Raw genomic sequence first — 20,937 nt, forward strand, 5'->3', positions numbered from 1 at the left:
GTGCCGGCTCCTCAATCGTCGAGAAGTGTAACCCATGTCGGCGCGTGGTCGCTGGCATGGTCCCAGCCGCGCACGTGGCGGTCGACGCCGGCCTCGTCCAGACGGGCCGCAACGGACGGGCTGAGCAGCAGGTGGTCGAGGCGGAGGCCGGCATTGCGACCCCAGGCGTTCCGGAAATAGTCCCAGAACGTGTAGATCCGTCCATCGGGATGAAGATGACGCAGGGCGTCCGTCCAGCCCTGCGACACGAGGTTGCGGAAGACCTCGCGCACCTCGGGCCGGAACAGCGCATCGTCCTGCCAGCGCTCCGGCGCATAGACGTCGATGTCCGTCGGCATGATATTGTAGTCGCCTGCGAGCACCACCGGAGCGCCCGTCTCCAAGAGGTCTTGCGTGTGAGCAAGGAAGCGCTCGTACCAGCTGAGCTTGTAGTCGAACTTGGGGCCTGGTGCCGGATTTCCGTTCGGCGCATACAGGCAGCCAATCAGCACGCCGTTGACGGCCGCCTCGATATAGCGACTGTGACTGTCCTCCGGATCACCGCCCAGGCCGCGGCGCGTCTCGATCGGCTCGACATCGCGTGCCAGGATGGCCACCCCGTTCCAGCGCTGCTGACCGTGCCAGACCGCGCCATAGCCTGCCTTGTCCAGTGCACGGCGGGGAAACTTCTCCTGCGGCGCTTTCAACTCCTGGAGGCAGACCACGTCGGGACGCGCCTCGTCGAGCCAGCGGAGAAGGATGTCGATCCGGCCGTTGACGCCGTTGACGTTGAAGGTCGCGATCTTCATGCCCGCACGGATTTCATGACCGCGAAGGATGAAGCGTTGTCCGTCGGCCCATTCAGCCGCGTCGCGCAACCATTGTCGAACATTACAACCTCTGCATGTTTTGTGAAGTCTTTACGATGCCATTTAGCGAAAGATTCAGGTGACGGTGTCATGGTGAATTCTCGTTGAGACATGCCGCAATTCCTTACGCGACGGCATGGCAGATAGAGATATACCTCGGAGCGACCAGTCATGAGCCAGAGATTCCGACCCGCGGTGCGCGAGTTCATTGCCGAAAACTTCCTTTTTCGCGCGGATGCGGAGATCGCCGACGACCAGTCTCTGCTGGAAAGCGGCGTGATGGATTCAACTGGTGTGCTCGAGTTGATCGCCTTCCTGGAGACCAGCTACGGCATCAGCATCGCGGATGAAGAAATTATCCCGCAAAACCTCGACAGCGTCGATGCCATGACCAACTACCTGGCGCGCAAGCTGCCGGTTGCCGCCTGAAACCCCGATGCGGCTCGAGGCAAGGCTCCGCGACAGCGCCCGCCGCTATCCCGACAAGGTCGCTCTTGTCGCGGGTGGGTGCCGCCTGAGCTATGCCGATCTCGATACTCGATCCGAGCACCTCGCCGCCGCGCTCCTCAAGGCCGGGGTCCAGCCGGGTGATCGGGTGGCGCTGCTGCTGGAGAACGGGGTTGAGGCTCCGCTGAGCTTCTTTGCAGCCTGGAAGGCTGGTGCTGTAGCCTGTCCGCTTTATCCGTCGATGAAATCGGAGAAGCTCGCGGCCATATTTTCTAGCATCCGGCCCGCAGCAGTCGTAACCCAGGCACGGCAGATCCTGTCCGTCCAGGCGGCGATCGGAGCAAGCGGCTGCCAGCCCATCGTCATCAACACGGAAGCCGCGAATGATGCCGTCGGGGATGCGCTCTCGTTCGCAACTATGACATTCGGCGGGCAAACGGATCGGCCCCCGCCGCGCGCGGACGAGTCGGAGCTCGCCCTCCTCATTCATACCTCCGGCTCCACCGGACGCCCGAAGGGCGTGATGCTGACGCATGCGAATGTCGATGCCGCCTGCCAGTCGATCGCAGGCTATCTCGGCAATACCGAGAACGACATCGTCCTGAGCGTTCTGCCGCTCTCCTTCGGCTATGGGATCACGCAGATGGTGACGATGGCCTCGGTTGGTGGAAGGCTGGTGCTGGAGAAGAGCTTTGCCTTTCCTCGCACGATCCTCGACCGGCTTGCCGCGGAGAAGGCGACAGGGTTGCCCTTGGTGCCGGCCATGGCCGCGCTGATTGCCGGCATGAAGGACCTTCCTGACAGCCAATTCGCCTCCCTTCGCTACGTCACGAGCGCCGCAGCGGCGCTGCCGCCCGCCTTGTCCGGGCGGCTCAGGGAAATGATGCCGGGCACACTGATCTTCATCATGTATGGCCAGACCGAGTGTCTGCGGGTGAGCTATCTGGAGCCGACTGAAATCGCACGCCGCCCGACATCCGTCGGCAAGGCCATTCCAGGCACGCGCGTCTATGTCGTGGGGGACGACGGCCAACCCTGCACCCCCGGGGAAGTGGGCGAGCTGGTGGTCGAGGGGCCGCATGTCATGGCCGGCTACTGGGGCGACGGGGCGGATCCCAGGCAACGCCCGAGGGAAATCGAGGGCGGACGATGCCTGCGAACGGGAGACCTTTTCAGGACCGATGCCGACGGCTTTCTGTATTTCGTCAGCCGCAAGGACGACATCATCAAGACCCGCGGCGAGAAGGTGAGCCCGCAGGAGGTCGAGCGGGTGCTCTACGCGCTGCCCGGTATCCGGGAGGCGGCGGTGACGGGAATGGAGGATCCGGTCTTCGGCCAGGTCGTCCGCGCCCATGTGGCTCTGGAACCCGGCTCTACCCTGTCCGAGCGTGACGTCATGCGTCACTGCGCCAGCCAGCTTGAGGATTACATGGTGCCGAAGATGGTTGAATTCCGGGAAATGCTGCCGCGAACGACGACCGGCAAGATCAGGATGAGCGCCGAGGGCGACCTCGTCGAGGGGAAACTGGAGACTGCAATATGAACCAGACGATGAAGATCGCCCGCCAGGATGCGGCCTTTTCCGCCGTCAGCCTCCGTCTCGATGCCGAGGCCGAGATCGCGCGCATCTGCGCCTGGATCCGGGAGACCGTCCTGAAGGACCTGCGCAAGCGCGGCGTCGTGCTCGGCCTGTCCGGCGGCATTGACTCCAGCGTCACGGCAGCCCTTTGCGCCCGGGCCCTCGGCCCTTCCAGGGTGACTGGCATCTTCATGCCCGAGCACGATTCCGACCCGGAAAGCCTGCGGCTGGGACGGGCACTCGCCGCCGCGACCGGTGTCGAGACGGTACTGGAAGACATCGGACCGGCCCTCGCCGCGGCGGGCTGCTACACCCGGCGCGACGGCTTCATCCGACAGATCGTACCGGAATTCGGCGAAGGCTGGGGCTGCAAGGTGGTGCTGGAGAATGCCCTCTCGAACCGCGGCTACAATATTTCCTGGCTTGTCGTCGCTTCGCCGACCGGGGAGCAGAGCCGGCACCGGATGCCGCTCGACGTCTATCTCGGCATGATCGCGGCGGCCAATATGAAGCAGCGCACTCGCAAGCAGATCGAGTACTACCATGGCGACCGCCTGAACTATGCGGTCGCGGGGACGCCGAACCGGCTGGAGTACGACCAGGGCTTCTTCGTGAAGAACGGCGACGGCGCGGCAGACTTCAAGCCGATCGCGCACCTCTACAAGACCCAGGTCTATCAGCTTGCAGAGGCTTTGGGCGTGCCGGAAGAGATCCGTCGCCGACCGCCGACAACCGATACCTGGTCGCTGCCCCAGGGCCAGGACGAGTATTACTTCTCGCTTCCCTACGACCGGATGGACATCTGCCTCTTCGGGCTCGACCATGGTGTTTCACCGGATGCCGTAGCCGATGCGGCTGGCCTGACGCCGGAGCAGGTGGATGCGGTGTGGCGCAATATCGCGTCCAAGCGGAAAGTGGCCGAGTATCTGCACGCCGCACCGGCGACCATGCTTTGATGGGGCGGCATCCGTTCAGTCGAATCGGTCGCCGATCAACCGGGTCCAGTTCTCTCCGGCAAGGCCGCTGATCAGCGCCTGCCCCGACTTGATCGGCTGCAGGAGGCTCTCATCCTTCGAATGGGCCACGAAGAAGGCCCGCCCATAGAAGACTGCCTTGCGGGTGATCAGTTCGTGGGTCAACCACGGGTGCCCACCACCCCGCAGCCCGGCGCAACCGCTTCCGTCCGCGTGGACGAAAAGGTCATCGACAAGATCACCGGCGATCGCCGGCGCACAGAGCGCCTGCAGCAGCCAGCCGATACGACCGGCTCCGCCGAAATAGGCATAGCAGGCGGCAATGTCGCCATTCCTCGATTCCGCTATGCGCCAGACGGGTGCCCCCAATGCCCGTTTCTGGCGCGCATGCCCGATAAACCAGTCGAGCATGGCACGATTCCAGAGCGGGCGAAGAGGAAAGCTCTTGCTCAATAAAAGCACCGCTTCGGCGAACTCGTTCTCGCTCGCGTCCCGGAAGCTGATGCGGCGCGCGGTTGCACCTTTCGACAAACGCAGCGAGGAGACACCGGTCTTCTCGACTACCGCATCCGCGGCTCTGCCCAGAGGCCGAAGTATACGCGCACTCGGGAGACGGCGTTCAGCAGCGTTGACTGCGGCGGAAACCGGCCGAAAGACCCGCAGCCAGTTGAGGCTATACGCGGTATCGAGCGGCAATGCGAGCTTCTGCCACATACCAAGCGCGGTGGCGTTTGCCGTCTCGGTCAAGGAAATATCCTGGGGGCCGGCGAGGAATGCGCGCAGGAGCCGCGCGCCGGCCAGCGGATTCCGCTCGGGCTCCTGCACCATCATGGAGCCCGCGAACGCGGCGCGAACCGGCCTGCCTTCGAGCTGCAGGCGCGATGGAAAGACGCCGATGAAGCCCTTCAGCTCGCCCTTTTCCCCCACAAAGACCTTCGAGCGCAGATCCTCTTCATGCCAAGGGTGATCGAGGAAGACCTCCCGAATGTACTCTACGAGCGCTCCGGGAACCGCCTGACCGTTGCGAAACGTGTTCTGGAACAGGCGGGCAACCGCGGAGATATCGTCGCGCTCAAGATCGCGCACGCTCCCCTGCCCTGCTGACTGTGACATGTTTCCGCTTGCTCCGGCTTTGCGACGGCTGATTGCATGATTGGCACGCAGCTATTAAGCAAACGGAAAAGGCCCCGCGTGCGGGGCCTTTCGTTGTCCTTCGACGCTGGGAACGTTACACCCAGTACGGCGGGACACCGTAATAGTCGTAGATCGTACGGCCCTTGTCCTGGTACCAGCTGTCGTCCTCCAGATCATTGTAGCGAGGCGCGCCCGTGACCTGGTCCTTTGTCAGGTCGATGCGGTAGCCGTCGAGTTCCTCATCGTAGTTCAGCTTTTCCCACGGCAACGGGTAGTAGTCATCGCCGATGCCGAGGAAGCCACCGAAGCTGAGGACTGCATAGGCCACGCGGCCGCCACGCTTCTCCAGAAGAATGCGCTCGATCGAGCCAATATGCTGCCCGTCGGCGCCATAGACGCGGGTACCTTCCACCTTGTCGCTCGCGATCAGCGACGGGGTGTCCTTCACATAGGGGTCCTGCCCCGCGCGCGGTTCCTGATGCAACATCACGTGCCTCCTTTATGGTTCGGTGAGTGCTTCCTTCGAAACTCATGGTCCACGCGTTCGTTCCCTCACGGGCCACCGTGCGAACCGTTGACGTTTACGTGCAGGTTATATAGCAATCAGCTTATAGCCCGGTGGGACAGAGCATGGCATAGTGGGACTCTTGCCGCAGAGTGGAGGACTTTGCGCCATGAGACGCCGCCAAGATAAAAGGGAAGAGGAGGCCCAAATGAACGAAGCGCCTGCGCAGGTAAGTGACAACTCCGAGAAATTCTGGCTTGCCTCCTATCCCTCTTCGGTTCCTCCAGAAATTCCGGCCCTTTCCTATCGTTCGCTCGGCGAACTCTTCGAGAGCTGCTGCGTAGAATATCTGCCGCGCGTGGCCTTCTCGAGCATGGGCCGGGAGATGACCTATCGCGAGCTGGAAGTGGAAACGCGCAAAGTGGGGGCCTGGCTTCAGGCACAGGGGCTGGAGAAGGGCGACCGCGTCGCCGTCATGATGCCGAACGTGCTCCAGAACCCGGTCGTCACCTACGCGATCCTCCGGGCCGGCTTCGTCGTGGTCAACGTCAATCCGCTTTATACGCCCCGCGAGCTCGAGCATCAGCTGAAGGATGCGGGCGCGAAGGCGATCTTCGTTCTGGAGAACTTCGCGCACACCGTCCAGCAGGTGGCAGCCGAAGTTGGCTTGCGGCACATTGTCGTGACCGCGATGGGCGACATGCTGGGCATGAAAGGCCATGTCGTCAACCTGGTGGTCCGGAAGGTCAAGAAGCTGGTTCCGGCTTGGTCGATCCCCTCGGCTATTCCGTTCAAGAAGGTCCTTACGGAAGGCTCGCATCTTCCATTGAAGCCGGTCGATATCGACAGCAACGATGTCGCCTTCCTGCAATATACCGGCGGCACGACGGGCGTTTCAAAGGGGGCGGCTCTCACGCATGCCAACCTGATCGCCAACAAGATGCAGATCAGCATGTGGCTGGAGGCGGCGTTCGAGAACAGGCCAAGGCCCGAGGTCCTGACCTTCGTCTGCGCACTGCCGCTCTACCATATCTTCGCACTGACGGTGAATTCGCTGATGGGCGTCGCCATGGGCGGGCACAATATCCTCATCGCCAATCCGCGCGACATTCCCGCCTTCGTCAAGGAACTGCAGAAGCACAAGGTGCATGTCTTCCCGGGCCTCAACACGCTCTTCAACGCGATGATGAATAATGCAGACTTCGGAAAGATCGACTTCTCCTCGCTGATCCTGGCCCTTGGCGGCGGTATGGCCGTGCAGCGGCCGGTGGCCGAACGCTGGCAGGCGCTGACCGGCACTGCGATCACCGAGGGCTATGGCCTGTCGGAAACCTCCCCGGTTGCCACCGCCAACCGCTTCGATACGCAGGAATTCACGGGCATGATCGGGCTGCCGCTGCCGTCGACCGAGATTTCCATTCGCGACGAAGACGGCAAGCCACTCCCGCTCGGCGAAGTCGGCGAAATCTGCATCCGCGGGCCGCAGGTGATGGCCGGCTATTGGCAGCGGCCCGACGAGACAGCCAAGGTCATGACAGAAGACGGTTTCTTCCGCTCCGGCGACATGGGCTACATGGATGAGCGCGGCTACACGAAGATCGTCGACCGCAAGAAGGACATGATCCTCGTTTCCGGCTTCAACGTCTATCCGAACGAGGTGGAGGAAGTCGCAGCCATGCATCCGGGCGTGCTGGAATGCGCGGCGGTCGGTGTGCCGGACCCGCATTCCGGCGAAGCTGTGAAGCTCTTCGTCGTCAAGAAGGATCCGGCGCTGACGGAGCATGACGTGCGGGAGCACTGCGCAGCCAACCTGACCGGCTACAAGCGACCACGGCTGATCGAATTCCGCAACGAGCTGCCGAAGTCCAATGTCGGCAAGATCCTTCGTCGCGAACTGCGCGGCTGAGGGCGATTATCCACAAGCGCAGCCGCTTCAGGCTGCGCTTGATTTGACATGGAAGTCTTATAGGTTCCCGTGCATCCCTCCCCCGGATCACGAGGACATTCCATGCGGGCCATCATCGACGAGCTGAAGACCACCGCCGCCGCCACGGCTGCAACCGACCTGCGGGCGGCATTTTCTGCCGATCGGCAACGCTTCCGGCGGTACAGTGTCTCGTTGGATGACCTGCTGATGGACTTCTCCAAGACGGCCGTCAACGATCGGGTCATCACTCTCCTGGAGAAGCTGGCGGAAGAGGCAGGGGTTGCGCAGAAGCGCGATGCGATGTTTTCCGGCGAGGCCATCAACTTCACGGAGGGCCGCGCCGTCCTGCACACGGCGCTTCGCAATCGATCCAACAAGCCTGTCCTGGTGAACGGCAAGGATGTGATGCCGGACGTCAATGGCGTGCTCGCCGCCATGGCTGGCTTCGCGGACGGAATTCGCTCCGGGAGCCTCAAGGGTGCAACTGGGTGCAGGATCACCGATGTGGTCAATATCGGCATCGGCGGCTCGGACCTCGGCCCGGCCATGGCTACGCTGGCGCTTTCGCCCTATCACGACGGCCCCCGCGCACATTTCGTCTCCAATGTCGACGGTGCCCACATCGCCGACACGCTGAAGGGCCTTGATGCCGAGACGACGCTCTTCATCATCGCCTCCAAGACGTTCACGACCATTGAAACAATGACGAATGCCGCCTCCGCGCGGGCGTTCATCGCCGAGAAGCTCGGCGATGATGCGGTGAAGCATCACTTTGCGGCCGTTTCCACCGCCCTCGACAAGGTGGCTGCCTTCGGGATCGCGAGCGAACGCGTCTTCGGCTTCTGGGACTGGGTCGGCGGGCGCTATTCGATCTGGTCGGCGATCGGCCTGCCGCTGATGATCGCAGTCGGCCCGGAAAACTTCGGCCGCTTCCTGGACGGTGCGCACGCGATGGACCGGCATTTCCGCGAGGCGCCGGTCCGTGAGAACCTGCCGATGCTGCTGGGGCTGATCGGATTCTACCACCGCAATGTGCTGGGCTATCCCTCGCGGGCGATCCTGCCCTATGACCAGCGTCTTGCGCGTTTCCCCGCATACCTGCAGCAGCTCGACATGGAATCGAACGGCAAGGGTGTGACGGTGGACGGGACGCCGGTGGAGGGGGATTCCGGACCCGTGGTCTGGGGCGAGCCCGGCACCAACGGCCAGCATGCCTTCTACCAGCTCATCCATCAGGGCACGAGCATCGTTCCGGCTGAGTTCATAATCGCGACAAACGGGTTCGAGCCGCATCTGCGCCACCAGCACGAGCTGCTGATTGCCAACTGCCTGGCGCAGTCGGAAGCGCTGATGAAGGGCCGGACGCTGGAGGAGGCGAAGGCACAGCTGACGTCGAAGGGGATGGACGAAGGCCAGGCGGACGCGATCGCGCCTCATCGCGTCTTCCCCGGCAATCGTCCCTCGATCACCTTCGTCTATGACCAGCTCACGCCCTTTGCACTCGGCCGCCTCATCGCCCTCTACGAGCATCGCGTCTTCGTCGAGGGCGTGCTGTTCCGGATCAACTCATTCGACCAGTGGGGCGTCGAACTGGGCAAGGAACTAGCGACCGGCCTGCTGCCGATCGTCGAAGGCAAGGAAACCGCCGACGACCACGACAGCTCGACGGCGGGGCTCGTGGCGCGGCTGCTGAAGGCCAGAAGCTGACGCGTCCGGCCTGGACGGGGTTCTCCCTACTGGGCCGCGTATGCGCCGTTTACGAGATGGCAGCTGCCGGTGACGCTCACCAGGACGGTTAGGCGTGAGGGGCCGGCAAACCAACCTCATGCGCATATGGCGGATTAGCACCTGCCCGCGAAACCGTTACCGCTGCCGCCTTCGAACCCAGCGAAAGGGCGTTGCGGATCTCTGCCTCGGTAAGCTTCGCCACATGAGCCTTCGTCAGGAGCCCTTGCAGCTTCAGCGAAGCGAGTACGCCTGCGTCGAAGGTATCTCCGGCACCGACGGTGTCCACCACCGTTACCTTCTCGCTCGGCACCGTAACCCGATGATCTGCTGTGTAGCCTGTCGCGCCTTCTGCTCCGCGCGTGACAACGACTAGCTTGGCGCCATGATGAAGCCAGTGGCGTGCAAGTGCGTCCGTATCGCCGTCCAGGCCGAACCAGGCGAGATCCTCGTCGGAGAACTTCAGGATGTCGGACATGGCGGCCATCCGCCGAATGCGCAGCATGTGCGAAGCCTTGTCCCTGATGAAGCCGGGGCGGATGTTGGGATCGAGCGAGATCACGCGCCGCTGATGCTCGCGTTTCAAGAGCGCCTCATAGGTCGAGCCGCATGGTTCCGGGATCAGGCTGATCGCGCCGAAGTGGAGCGCCTCGCACTCGTCGCCCAGGTCCGGCAGATGATCTTCCGTGATCATCCGTCCGGCCGTGTTCTCGTCATAGAAGGCATAGGACGCCTGTCCCTGCACGAGCTTCACGAAGGCAATGGTGGTGGGCTGCGAGAGGGTGGCGCAGTAGCTGAAATCGACATTGCTGGCGCGCAGCGTTTCGCGCAGGATGTCACCCATCATGTCGTCCGAGAGACCGGTGAAGAAACCAGTCGGCTGGCCGAGCCGACCAAGCGCGACCGCCGTATTGAAGACGGCCCCGCCGGCATAGGGCGCAAAGCCCTTTTCGCCAAGCGTCGTTTCACGCGGTAGCATGTCGATCAAAGCCTCGCCGCAACACAGGATCATGTCGGTCCTCCCAGAACTGCCGCGTCTTTCGATACGTGAGCTTTTGCCTATTGGCTAGAGCGAAAGCTCACTTACGCCGCCATTGCGTCCCGACCATGCAAGCGGCGCATCGAGAAAGGCTTCGACTTCCGAAAGTGTCTTGTCGTTGAAGAGCCGCTCGGTCCGCGCCACCGCGAGCACGTTGCGCCAGGTGGCGATGTGGTGGAGCTGGACCTGACCATTGGAGAAGCGCGCTTCGGCCTCCGGAAAGATGCCATAGAAGAAGAGGGCAATGCCGTGGTCGACGGTGCCGCCGGCGGCACGGATGGCGTCGATGAACTTGAACATGGAACCACCGGCCGTGGTCAGGTCCTCTATCACCAGCACCCGAGCGCCTTCGGGCATGTGACCCTCGATCTGGGCATTGCGGCCGTGGCCCTTGGGCGCCTTGCGGACATAGATCATCGGCAGGCCGAGGCGCTCTGCAAGAAAGGCTGCAAAGGGAATGCCCGCGGTCTCGCCACCCGCGACGCAATCGAATTTCTCGAAGCCGGCGTCGCGCATGACCGTGGCGGCTGCGAAATCCATGATGGTGGAACGGATGCGGGGATAGGAGATGAGTTTACGGCAATCGATGTAGACGGGGCTCATCATGCCGGAGGAGAGCTTATAGGGCTTGTCGGCGCTGAAGTGGACGGCACCGATCTCCCACAGCATCTTCGCCATCAGTTCCGCCATGATGCTGCGGTCCGTAAAGTTGGTCTGGATCATGCTGCCGCTCCTTCCTGTCGCTCGGTTCCAAGCGCCATAGCAGCATGCCGCCCGACGCGCCAGATGGCCCGCCGGCGGATCAAAGGCTCAGGGAACCACCTGCCAGTGCAGCGGGAACATCGGATCGAACACGGTGATCGCTCCCGCCTCCGTCTCGCGTCTGGCCGGGTAGATCACCGGCTGCTCCTGACGGACCATCGTGATCGTCTCGGCGTTCGGCGCGAGCCCGTACCAGGCCGGACCATTGAGGCAGGCAAAGGCCTCGAGCCGGTCAAGGGCATCCTCCTGCTCGAAGACATGCGCAAGGCAGCTCATCGTGTTCGGCGCCGTATAGATGCCGGCGCAGCCGCAGGCGCATTCCTTCAAGGGGTCGACATGCGGCGCGGAGTCAGTGCCTAGGAAAAAGCGTGCGTCGCCGGACGTCGCCGCAGCCCGCAGTGCCAGCCGATGATGCTCGCGCTTTGCAACCGGCAGGCAGTAGTAATGCGGGCGGATGCCGCCGACGAGGATGGCGTTGCGGTTGATGATCAGATGATGGGTGGTGATCGTGCCGGCAAGATTGCCGGAGGAGCCGCGGATGTAGTCGATGCCGTCCTTGGTGGTGACATGCTCCATCGTCACCTTCAGCTCCGGCAGGCGCTTGCGCAGCGGGTCGAGGACGGTCTCGATGAAGACGGCCTCGCGGTCGAAGATGTCGATCTCGGGCGTCGTCACCTCACCATGGACGCAGAGCGGCAAGCCAATCTCAGCCATCCGCTCCAGAACTGGCATCGCCTTCTCGATATCGCGTACGCCGCTGCTGGAGTTGGTGGTGGCGCCGGCAGGATAGAGCTTCACGGCGGTGATGAGGCCGCTCTCCTTGCCGACTGCAACATCGTCGGGATCGGTCCCCTCCGTCAGATAAAGCGTCATCAGCGGCTCGAAGCGATCACCTTCCGGCAGGGCCGCGACTATCCGCTCGCGGTAGGCTGCCGCGTCTGCCGTTGTTACAACCGGCGGCACGAGGTTCGGCATGACGATGGCGCGGGCGAAATGGCGGGTGGTGTCGCCAATGACCCCTTCCAGAACGGCGCCATCGCGCAGGTGGAGATGCCAGTCATCAGGGCGTCGGATGGTGAGCGTCTTCATAGGGGAGCCTCGCAGTCATCAGTGAGGCGGCATAGCACCAACGGGTGCTCGGAAACAACGCCCAAGGGCAACGGCAGACCCCCAACTGTGCCCAGGGGCTCGCGAAATGGTGATCGGAAATACCTGAGGCAGCGCCGCCGGATCCTAGCATTAAAGGAACCGCTCACGGACTTGGGCGTTCGTTAAGCAAAATGAAGAAGAAATGAATCGGAGCGCACAATGAAATCCCCGGTCTCGAAAGTCAACAAGGGATTTGCACTTGCAACAGGAACCGCAGTCGCGCTGCTGGCGCTGTCAGTGTCTCCCGGTGCGCAGGAGAATGTCGTTGCTGCCGCCTCGCTCAACCTTCAGAACGAGTGCGACCGGCTTGCCGGCAGCCCCAGTGATAATCAACGCAATAAGGCCTTCGGCGCCGTCGAGACCTCCGAAATCGCGGCCAGCGCAATCGATTCGTGCCGGCTCGCATTCGAGGCCACGGGCAATCCGCGTTTTGCCTATCAACTCGGACGGGCGCTGAACAAGGCCAACGAAATCGATCAGGCGATGTCGGCCTATCAAACTGCCGCGCAGGCAGACTACCCGGCAGCCAAGGTGAACTTCGGTATCCTTCTCGGCCGTCTTGGTGACCACCCCGCGGAATTTGAGATGTATCGCGAAGCGGCCCAGGGTGGGAGCGTGTTGGCGGCTTACAACTTGGGCGTATCCTATCGCGACGGGATCGGCACCGAGGTCGACGTCTCCAAGGCGCTCGCCTGGTTCGAAACTGCGGCAGCCGGCGGCGACGACACGGCAGCTTTCAACATCGCCGTCATCCACGATGAAGGAAACCTGGTTCCCGAGGACGACCAGACGGCTATTGCCTGGTACGATCTCGCCGTTGCACGCGGTAACGTGGATGCCATGGTGAACCTCGGCATTATGCTCGAGACCGGCGAGGGTATCGAACCGGATGCCGCCCAGGCCGCCGAACTGTATGCCCAGGCGGCGGAGCGCGGTGACATGTTCGCCGCCAACAAGGTTGTCGAACTGCATGCTTCGGGCCTTCTGGCGCCACCGGAGGTCAGCGAGTTCGATGAAGGGGTAACCACCCTCATCCTCAAGGAGGGCGACATGGAGACTCCCTCCATCCTCACGAAGAGCATCTGATAGACGCCGAACTGGATGCGAGCCGCGTCCTGAGTCAGCTCAGGCAAGATCTCAGACGTGACGCGTGAGGCCGCCATCCACCCTAATGTTCTGCCCGGTGATATAGCCTGCGCCATCGGATAGCAGGAAGGCAGCCGTATTGGCTATCTCCTCCACAAGCCCGATGCGCTTCATTGGCACCTTGTCGGCAGTCTCCGGCTTGTGGTCGAGGCTGTCGATGTAGCCTGGGAGAATGCAGTTCATCCTGATGCCGCTCGCAGCGTAACGGTCGGAATAGAGCTTGGTGAAGGCGCCCGCTGCCGCCCGATAGGTGCAGGAGACTGGAAAAACCAGCGAGGGTTCATAGGCGGCGAAGGTCGTGATGTTGACGAAGGCGCCCTGACCCTGTCTGAGCATGACAGGAGTGACCAGTCGCGCCATCCGCACAAGGCTGAGCACCATCATGTCGGAACCCAGTGTCCACTGCTGGTCCGTGATGTCCAGGAGATCGCCCTTCGGTGGATGACCGGTATGATTGACCACCGCGTCGATGCGACCATATTTCGTCATCGCGAGGTCGAAGACTGCCTGGATGTCCGCAGCCTCTTCTGCAACGCCGCGGACCGCGACGCCCCCGAGTTCGGCGGCCAGGGTCTCGCAGCTTTCCGAAGGCGACATGAGTGCCAGACGGTAGCCCCGCTCATGCAGCTCCCGCGCGATCGCCGCCCCCATCCCACGTCCACCGCCGGTGATCAACGCAACCGGCTTTTCCGAATCGTCCTGCATCGTAACTCCCTGGCGCTGCACATCCGCCGGATGTGCTCTCGCTGAAGCTATAGCACCACCAACTCGCGCTTGCCTATGGCGGCTTCAGGACCGGAATTTACAGGACGGAATGACACGGCCTGCGGCTCGACAGGCTGGCCGCAAGACACTCACAAGGCCGAGACATCAAAAGGAAGAATGGCGCACCCGAAGAGATTCGAACTCCTGACCCCCAGATTCGTAGTCTGGTGCTCTATCCAGCTGAGCTACGGGTGCGTGCTGCGAAACGACCGTGTCGCTTGCGTGGGCGATCCTCTAAAACGTCCTCCGATGGATTGCAAGCGCTTTTCCGACGTGAACCCGTTTTTTGCTAATCAACGAGCCGAGGCCTCGATTGTCACGGAGTTTCAAGCTCCGGCGCGGACGCGGTAGTCTTCGAGTGCCACCGGGCGATCGGGAATCTCGATCCTGAACTGCGTGCCCGGTCCGGGCTTCTCCACCAGGGCGATGGTGCCGCCATGGGCAAGCACCAGTTCGCGCGCAATGGCGAGCCCCAGCCCGGTACCGCCAGAGCGAGCCGAGCCCCGGAAAGCGGCGAAGAGGTTTTCCTTCGCCTTGCGCGGCATTCCCGGCCCCGTATCGTCTATGGTAATGCTGACGACGCTGCCGACGCGCTGCGCCGTGAGGGTTATGCGCCGGATGGTTGCCGGATCGTCAGGATGGAAGATCACCAGGGCCTGTACCGCGTTCCGGCAGATGTTGTGGATCACGCGGAAGAGCTGATCGCTGTCGGCATCGATCTCGAGGTCGACCGGGATCTGATCCTGAAATTCTATGCCTGTCTCGGCATCAAGCGCGAGCATGTCCCGAACGTCCTGGCACAGTTCCGCCAGACGCAGCACGCGCCGCTTCGGCGCGGATTCACTCGCCTGGCCGTAGGACAGCACTTCGCTGGTGTAGCCGACGGCGCGGTCTATGGTGCGCAGCAGCTTTGGCGCGAAGCTGCGCACCATCGGGTCGTCGACGTCCACGAGGCGGTCTGACATGAGCTGCGCAGAGGCAAGAATATTGCGCATGTCGTGGTTGATCTTGGAGACCGCCAGCCCGAGGTCGGCGAGATTCTTCTGCTGCTTGAGGGTTCGCTGCAGCTCGACCTGCATTTCCAGGAGATGACGCCCGGCCACGGCAAGCTCGCCCCTGGCGGCATCGGGGCGGAACAACCGGCCCGGATCCTCGGGACGCTCCGAGAAGATCTGCATGCTGCGCGCGAGGTGACGGATCGGCCGGATCATCATGCGGTTGATGGCGAGGAAGATCAGCACGGCGGTTATCAGCGAGATCACAAGCGACAGAACGAACATCATCTGCGCATAGTCGAGCATGTCCTTGCGCAGGGCGTCGTCGGTCATCACCACTTCGATGATCATGTCCGTCTCGCCGATCGGTCCCAGAACGCGCATCACCCGCCCACCGCCGAAGAACAGGGTTTGCATCGCGTCGCGGATCGATACGAGAAGCGACACATCCGACAGGTCGTACTGGTCGTCGATCTGGGGTGGGGCATCGACTGCGGCCAGCAAGCTCGAGGTGCCATCCTTACGCAGCGCGACGACCTTTGCGCCCGTCGCCAGCAGCGTGTCGTCCTGAACGCTTCTGGGCAATTCGGAGGGCCGCAGACCGTCGATGACCACACCGGCCGCCGCCGCCGTATCGAGCCGGTCCCGCAGCCAGTTCATGCGCATTCCCGCCACTGAGGGCGCAAAGATGAGGATTTCGGCGAGCATGACGAAGGCGACGGTCAGCCAGAGCAGCCGCCCGGAAAGGCCCTGGAAAAGGGGCGGCATCCGCGCTGGGGCTTCACGCTCCGGCGATGCGTCAGTCTCTGTCTCGGCGTCTCCGCTCATGCGGATCTCCAGTCGTTGCCACCAAACCCCTCTGGCGGCCGCATCCAACCACCGCGCGCCCCAAGTCCTTTTAGCAGGTTTTGCACCCCGTACAAACAGAAGCAGGCCGAGGGAATCCTCGACCTGCGCAGGTTTTAGCGATGCGTTGACGTTCAGAATTCTTCCCAGTCGGCATCGGGTGCGGCGGCTGCCGCCGTCGCGGCTCCGCCAATGCCAAGAGCCTTGGCGATCGCCCCCGTCATTGCCCGTGCAGGCGAAGCACGCGGCCGATCGATCTCGGATGCGGCACGTGCCGGCTTTGCCGTGGTCCTGGAGGCCGACGGTTTCGAGGCCGTAGCCGACACCGTTGCCGAATGGCTCTGGGCGGCGCCTGCCTCTCCGAGGTGGAACTGCGAGACCATCGAGAACAATCCGCCGGCTTCAGAGGACAGCTTCTGCGTTGCTGCCGAAGTCTCCTCGACCATGGCGGCGTTCTGCTGCGTCACCTGATCCATCTGGTTGATGGCCGTATTTACCTCCTGCAGACCCGTCGCCTGCTCCTTCGCGGCAACGGCGATCGAATGGATATGGTCGTTGATCCGCAGGACGCGCGCCTCGATCTCGGACAATGCCTCGCCCGTCTTCTGGACCAGACGAACGCCACCGGCAACCTCCTCGCCCGACTTCGTGATGAGGCCCTTGATGTCCTTGGCGGCCGCGGCAGAACGTTGTGCGAGCTCGCGTACCTCCTGGGCGACGACGGCAAAGCCCTTGCCGGCCTCTCCGGCGCGCGCAGCTTCCACACCGGCGTTGAGCGCCAGCAGGTTCGTCTGGAAGGCGATCTCATCGATCACGTTGGTGATCTGGGCGATTTCGTGGGACGCCTGCTCGATGCGGCCCATGGCCTCCACCGCGCTGCGGACGACGGCACCGGACTGGACGGCGCTTTCCTTCGCCTCGCCCACCATGACCGTAGCCTCCTGGGCGCGCTCGGTCGAGGTGCGGACTACGGCCGTGATCTCGTCGAGTGCTGCCGAGGTTTCCTCGAGGGCGGCAGCCTGCTGTTCGGTGCGCTTCGAGAGGTCGTTCGTTGCGCTGCTCAACTCGTTGGAACTGCTGTTGATCGTGCCGGAGCTGACCCGCACGTTCTGCATGGCTTCACGCAGGCTGGCGACAGCCGCGTTGACGTTCACCTGGAGTTCCGCGAAGGCACCGCGGAAACTGCCCGACATGGTCTGGGTAAGATCGCCCTGGGCGAGAGACTTGACCACACGTCCGGTCTCGGAGACGCCGGCCTCGACCGTGTCCATCAGGCTGTCGACGTTGCGAGCAAAGTTGTCGAGGCTCTCCTCGCCGAAGCGCTTGTCGATCCGCTTGCTGAAGTCGCCCTCGGCTGCGGCACCGACGACCGCTTCCATCCGCGAGCGAAGTTCGTCGCTGCGCGCCCGACTTCCGCTTTCCTGTTCGTTCATGTGGGCGACCTGGATGCCGTTCTGCTTGAATATCTCCACGGCATCGGCCATCTCGCCGATCTCGTCGACGCGGCCGCGGCCGGGGATATCTGTCTCGAACTGGCCATCGGCGACGCTCTTCATCGCGGCAGTGAGGTCCAGGATCGGACCGCTCAGCTGGCGGCGACCGATGTAGAGGCCGAATCCCGCACCGGCGACGACACCAAAGAGAGTGATTCCGGACAGAGTGAGAACGATCATTCGCCCGAATTGCGTGACCTGCGCATCCACGGCCTCAAGCTCGGCGAGATCGGCTTGTACGACGGCATCGATCTCTGCCTGGAAAGCCTTGCGGTTAGCACGATTCGCCTCGTTGTTGCCCTGCTCATTGCCCGCTTCCGGACCGATTTCGGTGCCGAGCCGGACCGTCTCCGAACGGAACGCCTTGAACTCAGCAGCTCTCGTAAGAAGGTTCTCGAAAGAAGCCCGCTGATGATCCGGAACCTCGGTCTTCCAGTCGGCCAGCAGTTCGTCCATCTTCTGCAGGCTCGTCAGAAGGCCATCACCGAACTTGGCGGCTTGTTCCTTCGTATCGGATGCATAGATACCGCGGGCATCCATGACGACCGCCGTCACCAGCCTGTTCAGGCTCTCACCCATATGGGCCCGATGTGCCGCCGCCTCGTAGCTCTGCATGAGAGAACGGGATTCCGTCTGCGCAAAAATAGATATGCCGCCAATTATCAGCGTTACAGCGCTCATGAGGCCCACGAGCAGGTTGATCTTACCTCGGATTCTCATCGCATTCCCTTTTCCAGCCACAGCTACCAATCAGGCCCGTACCGAGTACCCTGACGATTGAGGGCCAGAAATGACAGGCAGCTATTAAGAAATGCTTGAGGCTATGGACTGGTCAGGCCGATTTTCCCGGCCCTCAATTCCTCCAAGTGACTGTTCAGACGGAGATTTTTCCCTAGAAGCCCTACATTTCGCGGCGGACTGCGAATTTTCATCCCTCACTTTAGGGAAAGCGAGATTGCGAGCAGTGCCCGGTGGAACAATTGGTCGACCACCTTTCCATCTCACCGCCTGGTCTCTTTGATCGCCCGACGATTGACTCCTGTCGCCCAGTTCTCTTATAAGCGGCGCACGTTCAGCCTCCCCGGCTCGCGCGAGCGTGAGCTATTGGCGGACGTTTTTACGAAACGCTGTTGCCGCAAGGCAATCAAGAAGGGCCGCACACCGCGGTATTTAAATAAATGTCGAAGCGTACCTATCAACCGTCCAAGCTTGTCCGCAAGCGCCGCCATGGCTTTCGTGCCCGCATGGCGACCAATGGTGGCCGCAAGGTTCTTGCAGCTCGTCGCGCACGCGGTCGCAAGCGCCTCTCGGCCTAAGGGCCGGACGTGCCCGACAAACGGGCAATGACGACCGAGAAGAAAATGAAATCGACTGTCGGGCGGCTGAAAAGCCGGCCGCAGTTTCTTGCCGTGCGCAAGGGCGAGAGCCGCCGGGGCCGCACCTTCCTTCTCGAGGTCCTTGACCGGCAGGAGCCCGATACGCCACCCCGGGCCGGCTTCACAGTGACCAAGAAGCACGGTAACGCCGTCGAGCGTAACCGCATGCGCCGGCGCCTCAAGGAGGCCGTGCGGCAGAGCGCCGGGTTTGCAATGAAAGCCGGACACGACTATGTCATTGTCGCGCGACGGGAGGTCCTGACGGTACCGTTCGCAGAACTGGCTGCACAACTCGCCGAACGCATAGAAGACCGGTCGAGACCGAGGCGGTCCGAGGAGACCCGTTCCAGGAAAGCATGATGGAAAAAAACCGCAATTACTTCATCGCGATCGCCCTTTCGGTAGTGATCGTCCTTGCCTGGCAATTCCTCTACATGAACCCGAGGATGGAAGCGCAACAGCGCGCCCTGGAGGCGCAGCGGGCCCTGCAGGGTGAAAGCGCGCAGCCGGTGACGCCGGAAAGCCCCGGGGCGACTGCCACCGGCCCCCTTCCCGGCGCAAACCAGGCGGAGGCGACGCAGAACCGCGAGCAGGCGGTGGCGGCAACTCCTCGCGTCGCCATCGACACGCCCGCGCTTTCCGGCTCGATCAACCTCGTCGGCGCCCGCTTCGACGACCTGAGGCTGCGCGAGTACCACGAGACCGTCGACGACGAGAGCCCGATCATCACTCTCTTCTCACCGGCCAACACCAGTGGCGGCTACTTCACCGAACTCGGCTACGTCCAGAGCGAGACGTCAGGTCCGGTCCCCGGCCCCGGCACGCAATGGACGCTTGCCAGCGGCGAGACGCTCTCGGTCGACAGCCCGGTTGTGCTGAGCTTCACCAACGACAGGGGTGTGGCCTTCAACCGGACCATCTCGATCGATGAGCACTACCTGATCACCGTCACCGACCAGATCCAGAATCCGACCGGCGAGGCGGTGGCAGTTGCCCCGTACGGACGCGTCACCCGCTACAACAAGCCGGCGACCCCTTCCGTCTACGTCATCCATGAAGGCTTCATCGGCGTGCTCGGCGAGAACGGCCTCATCGAGGAAAGCTACGGCGACGTCGAAGAGGAGGCGATCACCAACGCGAAGGCGACCGGCGGCTGGCTCGGCATCACCGACAAGTACTGGGCGGCCACGCTCGTTCCGCCACAGTCGCTGCCCTTCGAGTCGCGCTTCACCCATTTCACCGACGGACAGCCACGCTTCCAGGCGGATTTCCGCAGCGATACGGTGACGGTGGAGCCTGGCCAGTCAGCAGAAGTGAAGAACCTGGTCTTCGCCGGCGCCAAGGAAGTGCCTCTGGTCGACCAATATGAGGAGCAGTATTCGATCCCGCGCTTCGAGCTCTTGATCGACTGGGGCTGGTTCTACTTCATCACCAAGCCGATGTTCCACCTGATGGACTTCTTCTTCCGCTATTTCGGAAACTTCGGCGTGGCGATCCTGATGACGACGATCGTCGTCAAGGCGATCTTCTTCCCGCTGGCCAGCAAGCAGTATGCCTCCATGGCCAACATGAAGCGCGTGCAGCCGAAGATGGAAGAGCTGAAAGCCAAGCATGGCGACGACCGCATGGCCATGCAGCAGGCGATGATGCAGCTCTACAAGGAGGAGAAGATCAACCCGATCGCGGGTTGCTGGCCAATCCTCCTGCAGATCCCGGTCTTCTTCGCGCTCTACAAGGTGATCTACGTCACGATCGAGATGCGGCATGCGCCGTTCTTCGGCTGGATCCAGGACCTCTCGGCTCCCGATCCGACGTCGCTGTTCAACCTGTTCGGCCTGTTGCCCTACGATGTCCCATCCTTCCTGATGATCGGCGTATGGCCGCTTATCATGGGTATCACCATGTGGCTGCAGATGCGCATGAACCCGACCCCGCCGGATCCGACCCAGGCGATGATCTTCAACTGGATGCCGCTGATCTTCACCTTCATGCTGGCGACGTTCCCGGCAGGCCTCGTGATCTACTGGGCGTGGAATAACACGCTGTCCATCATGCAGCAGGCGCTGATCATGAAGCGGCACGGAGCGAAGATCGAGCTCTTCGATAACATCAAGGGCCTTTTCCGACGAAAGCCGGCGACCAATAAGTAACCTTGAAAAGCCCCGGCCACACCGGGGCTTTTCTCTTTGCAGGCGTCCGTGGTGCGGTCGCAACTTGACAAGCAGGG

The 20,937-nt window shown here is 62.5% G+C and carries 18 protein-coding genes and 1 tRNA gene; 9 read left to right on the forward strand and 10 right to left on the reverse strand.

All coding sequences use genetic code 11. From position 1 onward, the window contains the following. Nucleotides 1–11: 11 nt before the first annotated feature. Nucleotides 12–788, reverse strand: coding sequence for an exodeoxyribonuclease III (xth, locus tag FN060_RS12965; RefSeq protein WP_142588646.1), 777 nt, complete (start codon nucleotides 786–788; stop codon nucleotides 12–14). Between the two features lie 255 nt (nucleotides 789–1,043). Here xth and FN060_RS12970 point away from each other — a divergent pair, with 255 nt between their 5' ends. The 3 genes from FN060_RS12970 to nadE are packed head-to-tail and all read left to right on the forward strand — an operon-like array spanning nucleotide 1,044 to nucleotide 3,830. Continuing rightward, entirely contained in the window at nucleotides 1,044–1,277 is a 234-nt protein-coding gene (locus FN060_RS12970) for an acyl carrier protein (protein ID WP_235864224.1), read from the forward strand. Between the two features lie 7 nt (nucleotides 1,278–1,284). After that, nucleotides 1,285–2,838 carry a class I adenylate-forming enzyme family protein gene (locus FN060_RS12975; protein ID WP_142588508.1) on the forward strand — a complete coding sequence of 518 codons (1,554 nt, stop codon included), beginning with the start codon at nucleotides 1,285–1,287 and terminating at the stop codon, nucleotides 2,836–2,838. Beyond that, nucleotides 2,835–3,830 (forward strand): NAD(+) synthase, encoded by a 996-nt coding sequence (gene nadE / locus FN060_RS12980; protein WP_244665807.1) that lies wholly within the window; start codon nucleotides 2,835–2,837, stop codon nucleotides 3,828–3,830. Before FN060_RS12975 ends, nadE begins: the two co-directional genes overlap by 4 nt. 15 nt (nucleotides 3,831–3,845) lie before the next feature. Here nadE and FN060_RS12985 read toward each other — a convergent pair whose 3' ends face one another. Both FN060_RS12985 and FN060_RS12990 read right to left on the reverse strand, forming a co-directional pair. Beyond that, nucleotides 3,846–4,961, reverse strand: a complete 1,116-nt coding sequence (locus FN060_RS12985; protein ID WP_142588509.1) for a hypothetical protein — start codon at nucleotides 4,959–4,961, stop codon at nucleotides 3,846–3,848. Between the two features lie 115 nt (nucleotides 4,962–5,076). After that, nucleotides 5,077–5,469: a PRC-barrel domain-containing protein gene (locus FN060_RS12990; RefSeq protein WP_142588510.1), complete on the reverse strand. Its 393-nt coding sequence runs from the start codon at nucleotides 5,467–5,469 to the stop codon at nucleotides 5,077–5,079. Nucleotides 5,470–5,695: 226 nt separating this feature from the next. Between FN060_RS12990 and FN060_RS12995 the strand changes: the two genes are divergently transcribed. After that, the gene (locus FN060_RS12995; RefSeq protein WP_142588511.1) at nucleotides 5,696–7,393 is read left to right on the forward strand and encodes a long-chain fatty acid--CoA ligase; all 1,698 of its coding nucleotides are present in this window, start codon (nucleotides 5,696–5,698) and stop codon (nucleotides 7,391–7,393) included. Nucleotides 7,394–7,495: 102 nt separating this feature from the next. Beyond that, nucleotides 7,496–9,121, forward strand: coding sequence for a glucose-6-phosphate isomerase (pgi, locus tag FN060_RS13000; RefSeq protein WP_142588512.1), 1,626 nt, complete (start codon nucleotides 7,496–7,498; stop codon nucleotides 9,119–9,121). A gap of 88 nt (nucleotides 9,122–9,209) precedes the next feature. Here the strand turns inward: pgi and FN060_RS13005 are convergent, their stop codons facing one another. From FN060_RS13005 to pyrC, 3 genes are all read right to left on the reverse strand, one after another. Continuing rightward, entirely contained in the window at nucleotides 9,210–10,151 is a 942-nt protein-coding gene (locus tag FN060_RS13005; protein WP_142588513.1) for a carbohydrate kinase family protein, read from the reverse strand. A 54-nt stretch (nucleotides 10,152–10,205) separates the two neighbouring features. Further along, nucleotides 10,206–10,901: an orotate phosphoribosyltransferase gene (locus tag FN060_RS13010; RefSeq protein WP_142588514.1), complete on the reverse strand. Its 696-nt coding sequence runs from the start codon at nucleotides 10,899–10,901 to the stop codon at nucleotides 10,206–10,208. An 87-nt stretch (nucleotides 10,902–10,988) separates the two neighbouring features. Next, nucleotides 10,989–12,029 (reverse strand): dihydroorotase, encoded by a 1,041-nt coding sequence (gene pyrC / locus FN060_RS13015; protein WP_142588515.1) that lies wholly within the window; start codon nucleotides 12,027–12,029, stop codon nucleotides 10,989–10,991. A gap of 219 nt (nucleotides 12,030–12,248) precedes the next feature. Here pyrC and FN060_RS13020 point away from each other — a divergent pair, with 219 nt between their 5' ends. Further along, a complete protein-coding gene (locus FN060_RS13020; protein ID WP_142588516.1) occupies nucleotides 12,249–13,175 on the forward strand; it encodes a tetratricopeptide repeat protein in 927 nt (308 codons plus the stop codon). A 51-nt stretch (nucleotides 13,176–13,226) separates the two neighbouring features. On the opposite strand, the gene FN060_RS13025 is transcribed toward FN060_RS13020, so the two are convergent. The 4 genes from FN060_RS13025 to FN060_RS13040 all read right to left on the reverse strand — a co-directional run bounded on the left by FN060_RS13025 (nucleotide 13,227) and on the right by FN060_RS13040 (nucleotide 18,054). Continuing rightward, nucleotides 13,227–13,940 carry an SDR family oxidoreductase gene (locus FN060_RS13025; RefSeq protein WP_142588517.1) on the reverse strand — a complete coding sequence of 238 codons (714 nt, stop codon included), beginning with the start codon at nucleotides 13,938–13,940 and terminating at the stop codon, nucleotides 13,227–13,229. Nucleotides 13,941–14,118: 178 nt separating this feature from the next. Continuing rightward, a tRNA-Arg gene (locus FN060_RS13030) sits at nucleotides 14,119–14,195 on the reverse strand. 131 nt (nucleotides 14,196–14,326) lie between these two features. Then, nucleotides 14,327–15,823 (reverse strand): sensor histidine kinase, encoded by a 1,497-nt coding sequence (locus FN060_RS13035; protein ID WP_142588518.1) that lies wholly within the window; start codon nucleotides 15,821–15,823, stop codon nucleotides 14,327–14,329. Nucleotides 15,824–15,975: 152 nt separating this feature from the next. Continuing rightward, nucleotides 15,976–18,054, reverse strand: coding sequence for a HAMP domain-containing methyl-accepting chemotaxis protein (locus tag FN060_RS13040; RefSeq protein ID WP_142588519.1), 2,079 nt, complete (start codon nucleotides 18,052–18,054; stop codon nucleotides 15,976–15,978). A gap of 458 nt (nucleotides 18,055–18,512) precedes the next feature. Here FN060_RS13040 and rpmH point away from each other — a divergent pair, with 458 nt between their 5' ends. From rpmH to yidC, 3 genes are read left to right on the forward strand one after another with little or no spacing between them, the layout of a single operon-like run. Next, nucleotides 18,513–18,650 carry a 50S ribosomal protein L34 gene (gene rpmH, locus FN060_RS13045; RefSeq protein WP_052636689.1) on the forward strand — a complete coding sequence of 46 codons (138 nt, stop codon included), beginning with the start codon at nucleotides 18,513–18,515 and terminating at the stop codon, nucleotides 18,648–18,650. A 27-nt stretch (nucleotides 18,651–18,677) separates the two neighbouring features. Beyond that, nucleotides 18,678–19,070 (forward strand): ribonuclease P protein component, encoded by a 393-nt coding sequence (gene rnpA / locus FN060_RS13050; protein WP_077547473.1) that lies wholly within the window; start codon nucleotides 18,678–18,680, stop codon nucleotides 19,068–19,070. Further along, nucleotides 19,067–20,860, forward strand: coding sequence for a membrane protein insertase YidC (gene yidC / locus FN060_RS13055; protein ID WP_183949984.1), 1,794 nt, complete (start codon nucleotides 19,067–19,069; stop codon nucleotides 20,858–20,860). Before rnpA ends, yidC begins: the two co-directional genes overlap by 4 nt. Nucleotides 20,861–20,937: the final 77 nt, after the last annotated feature.

The sequence above is a fragment of the Pseudorhizobium halotolerans genome (genome assembly GCF_902153235.2).
GTDB classification, from domain to species: domain Bacteria; phylum Pseudomonadota; class Alphaproteobacteria; order Rhizobiales; family Rhizobiaceae; genus Neorhizobium; species Neorhizobium flavum.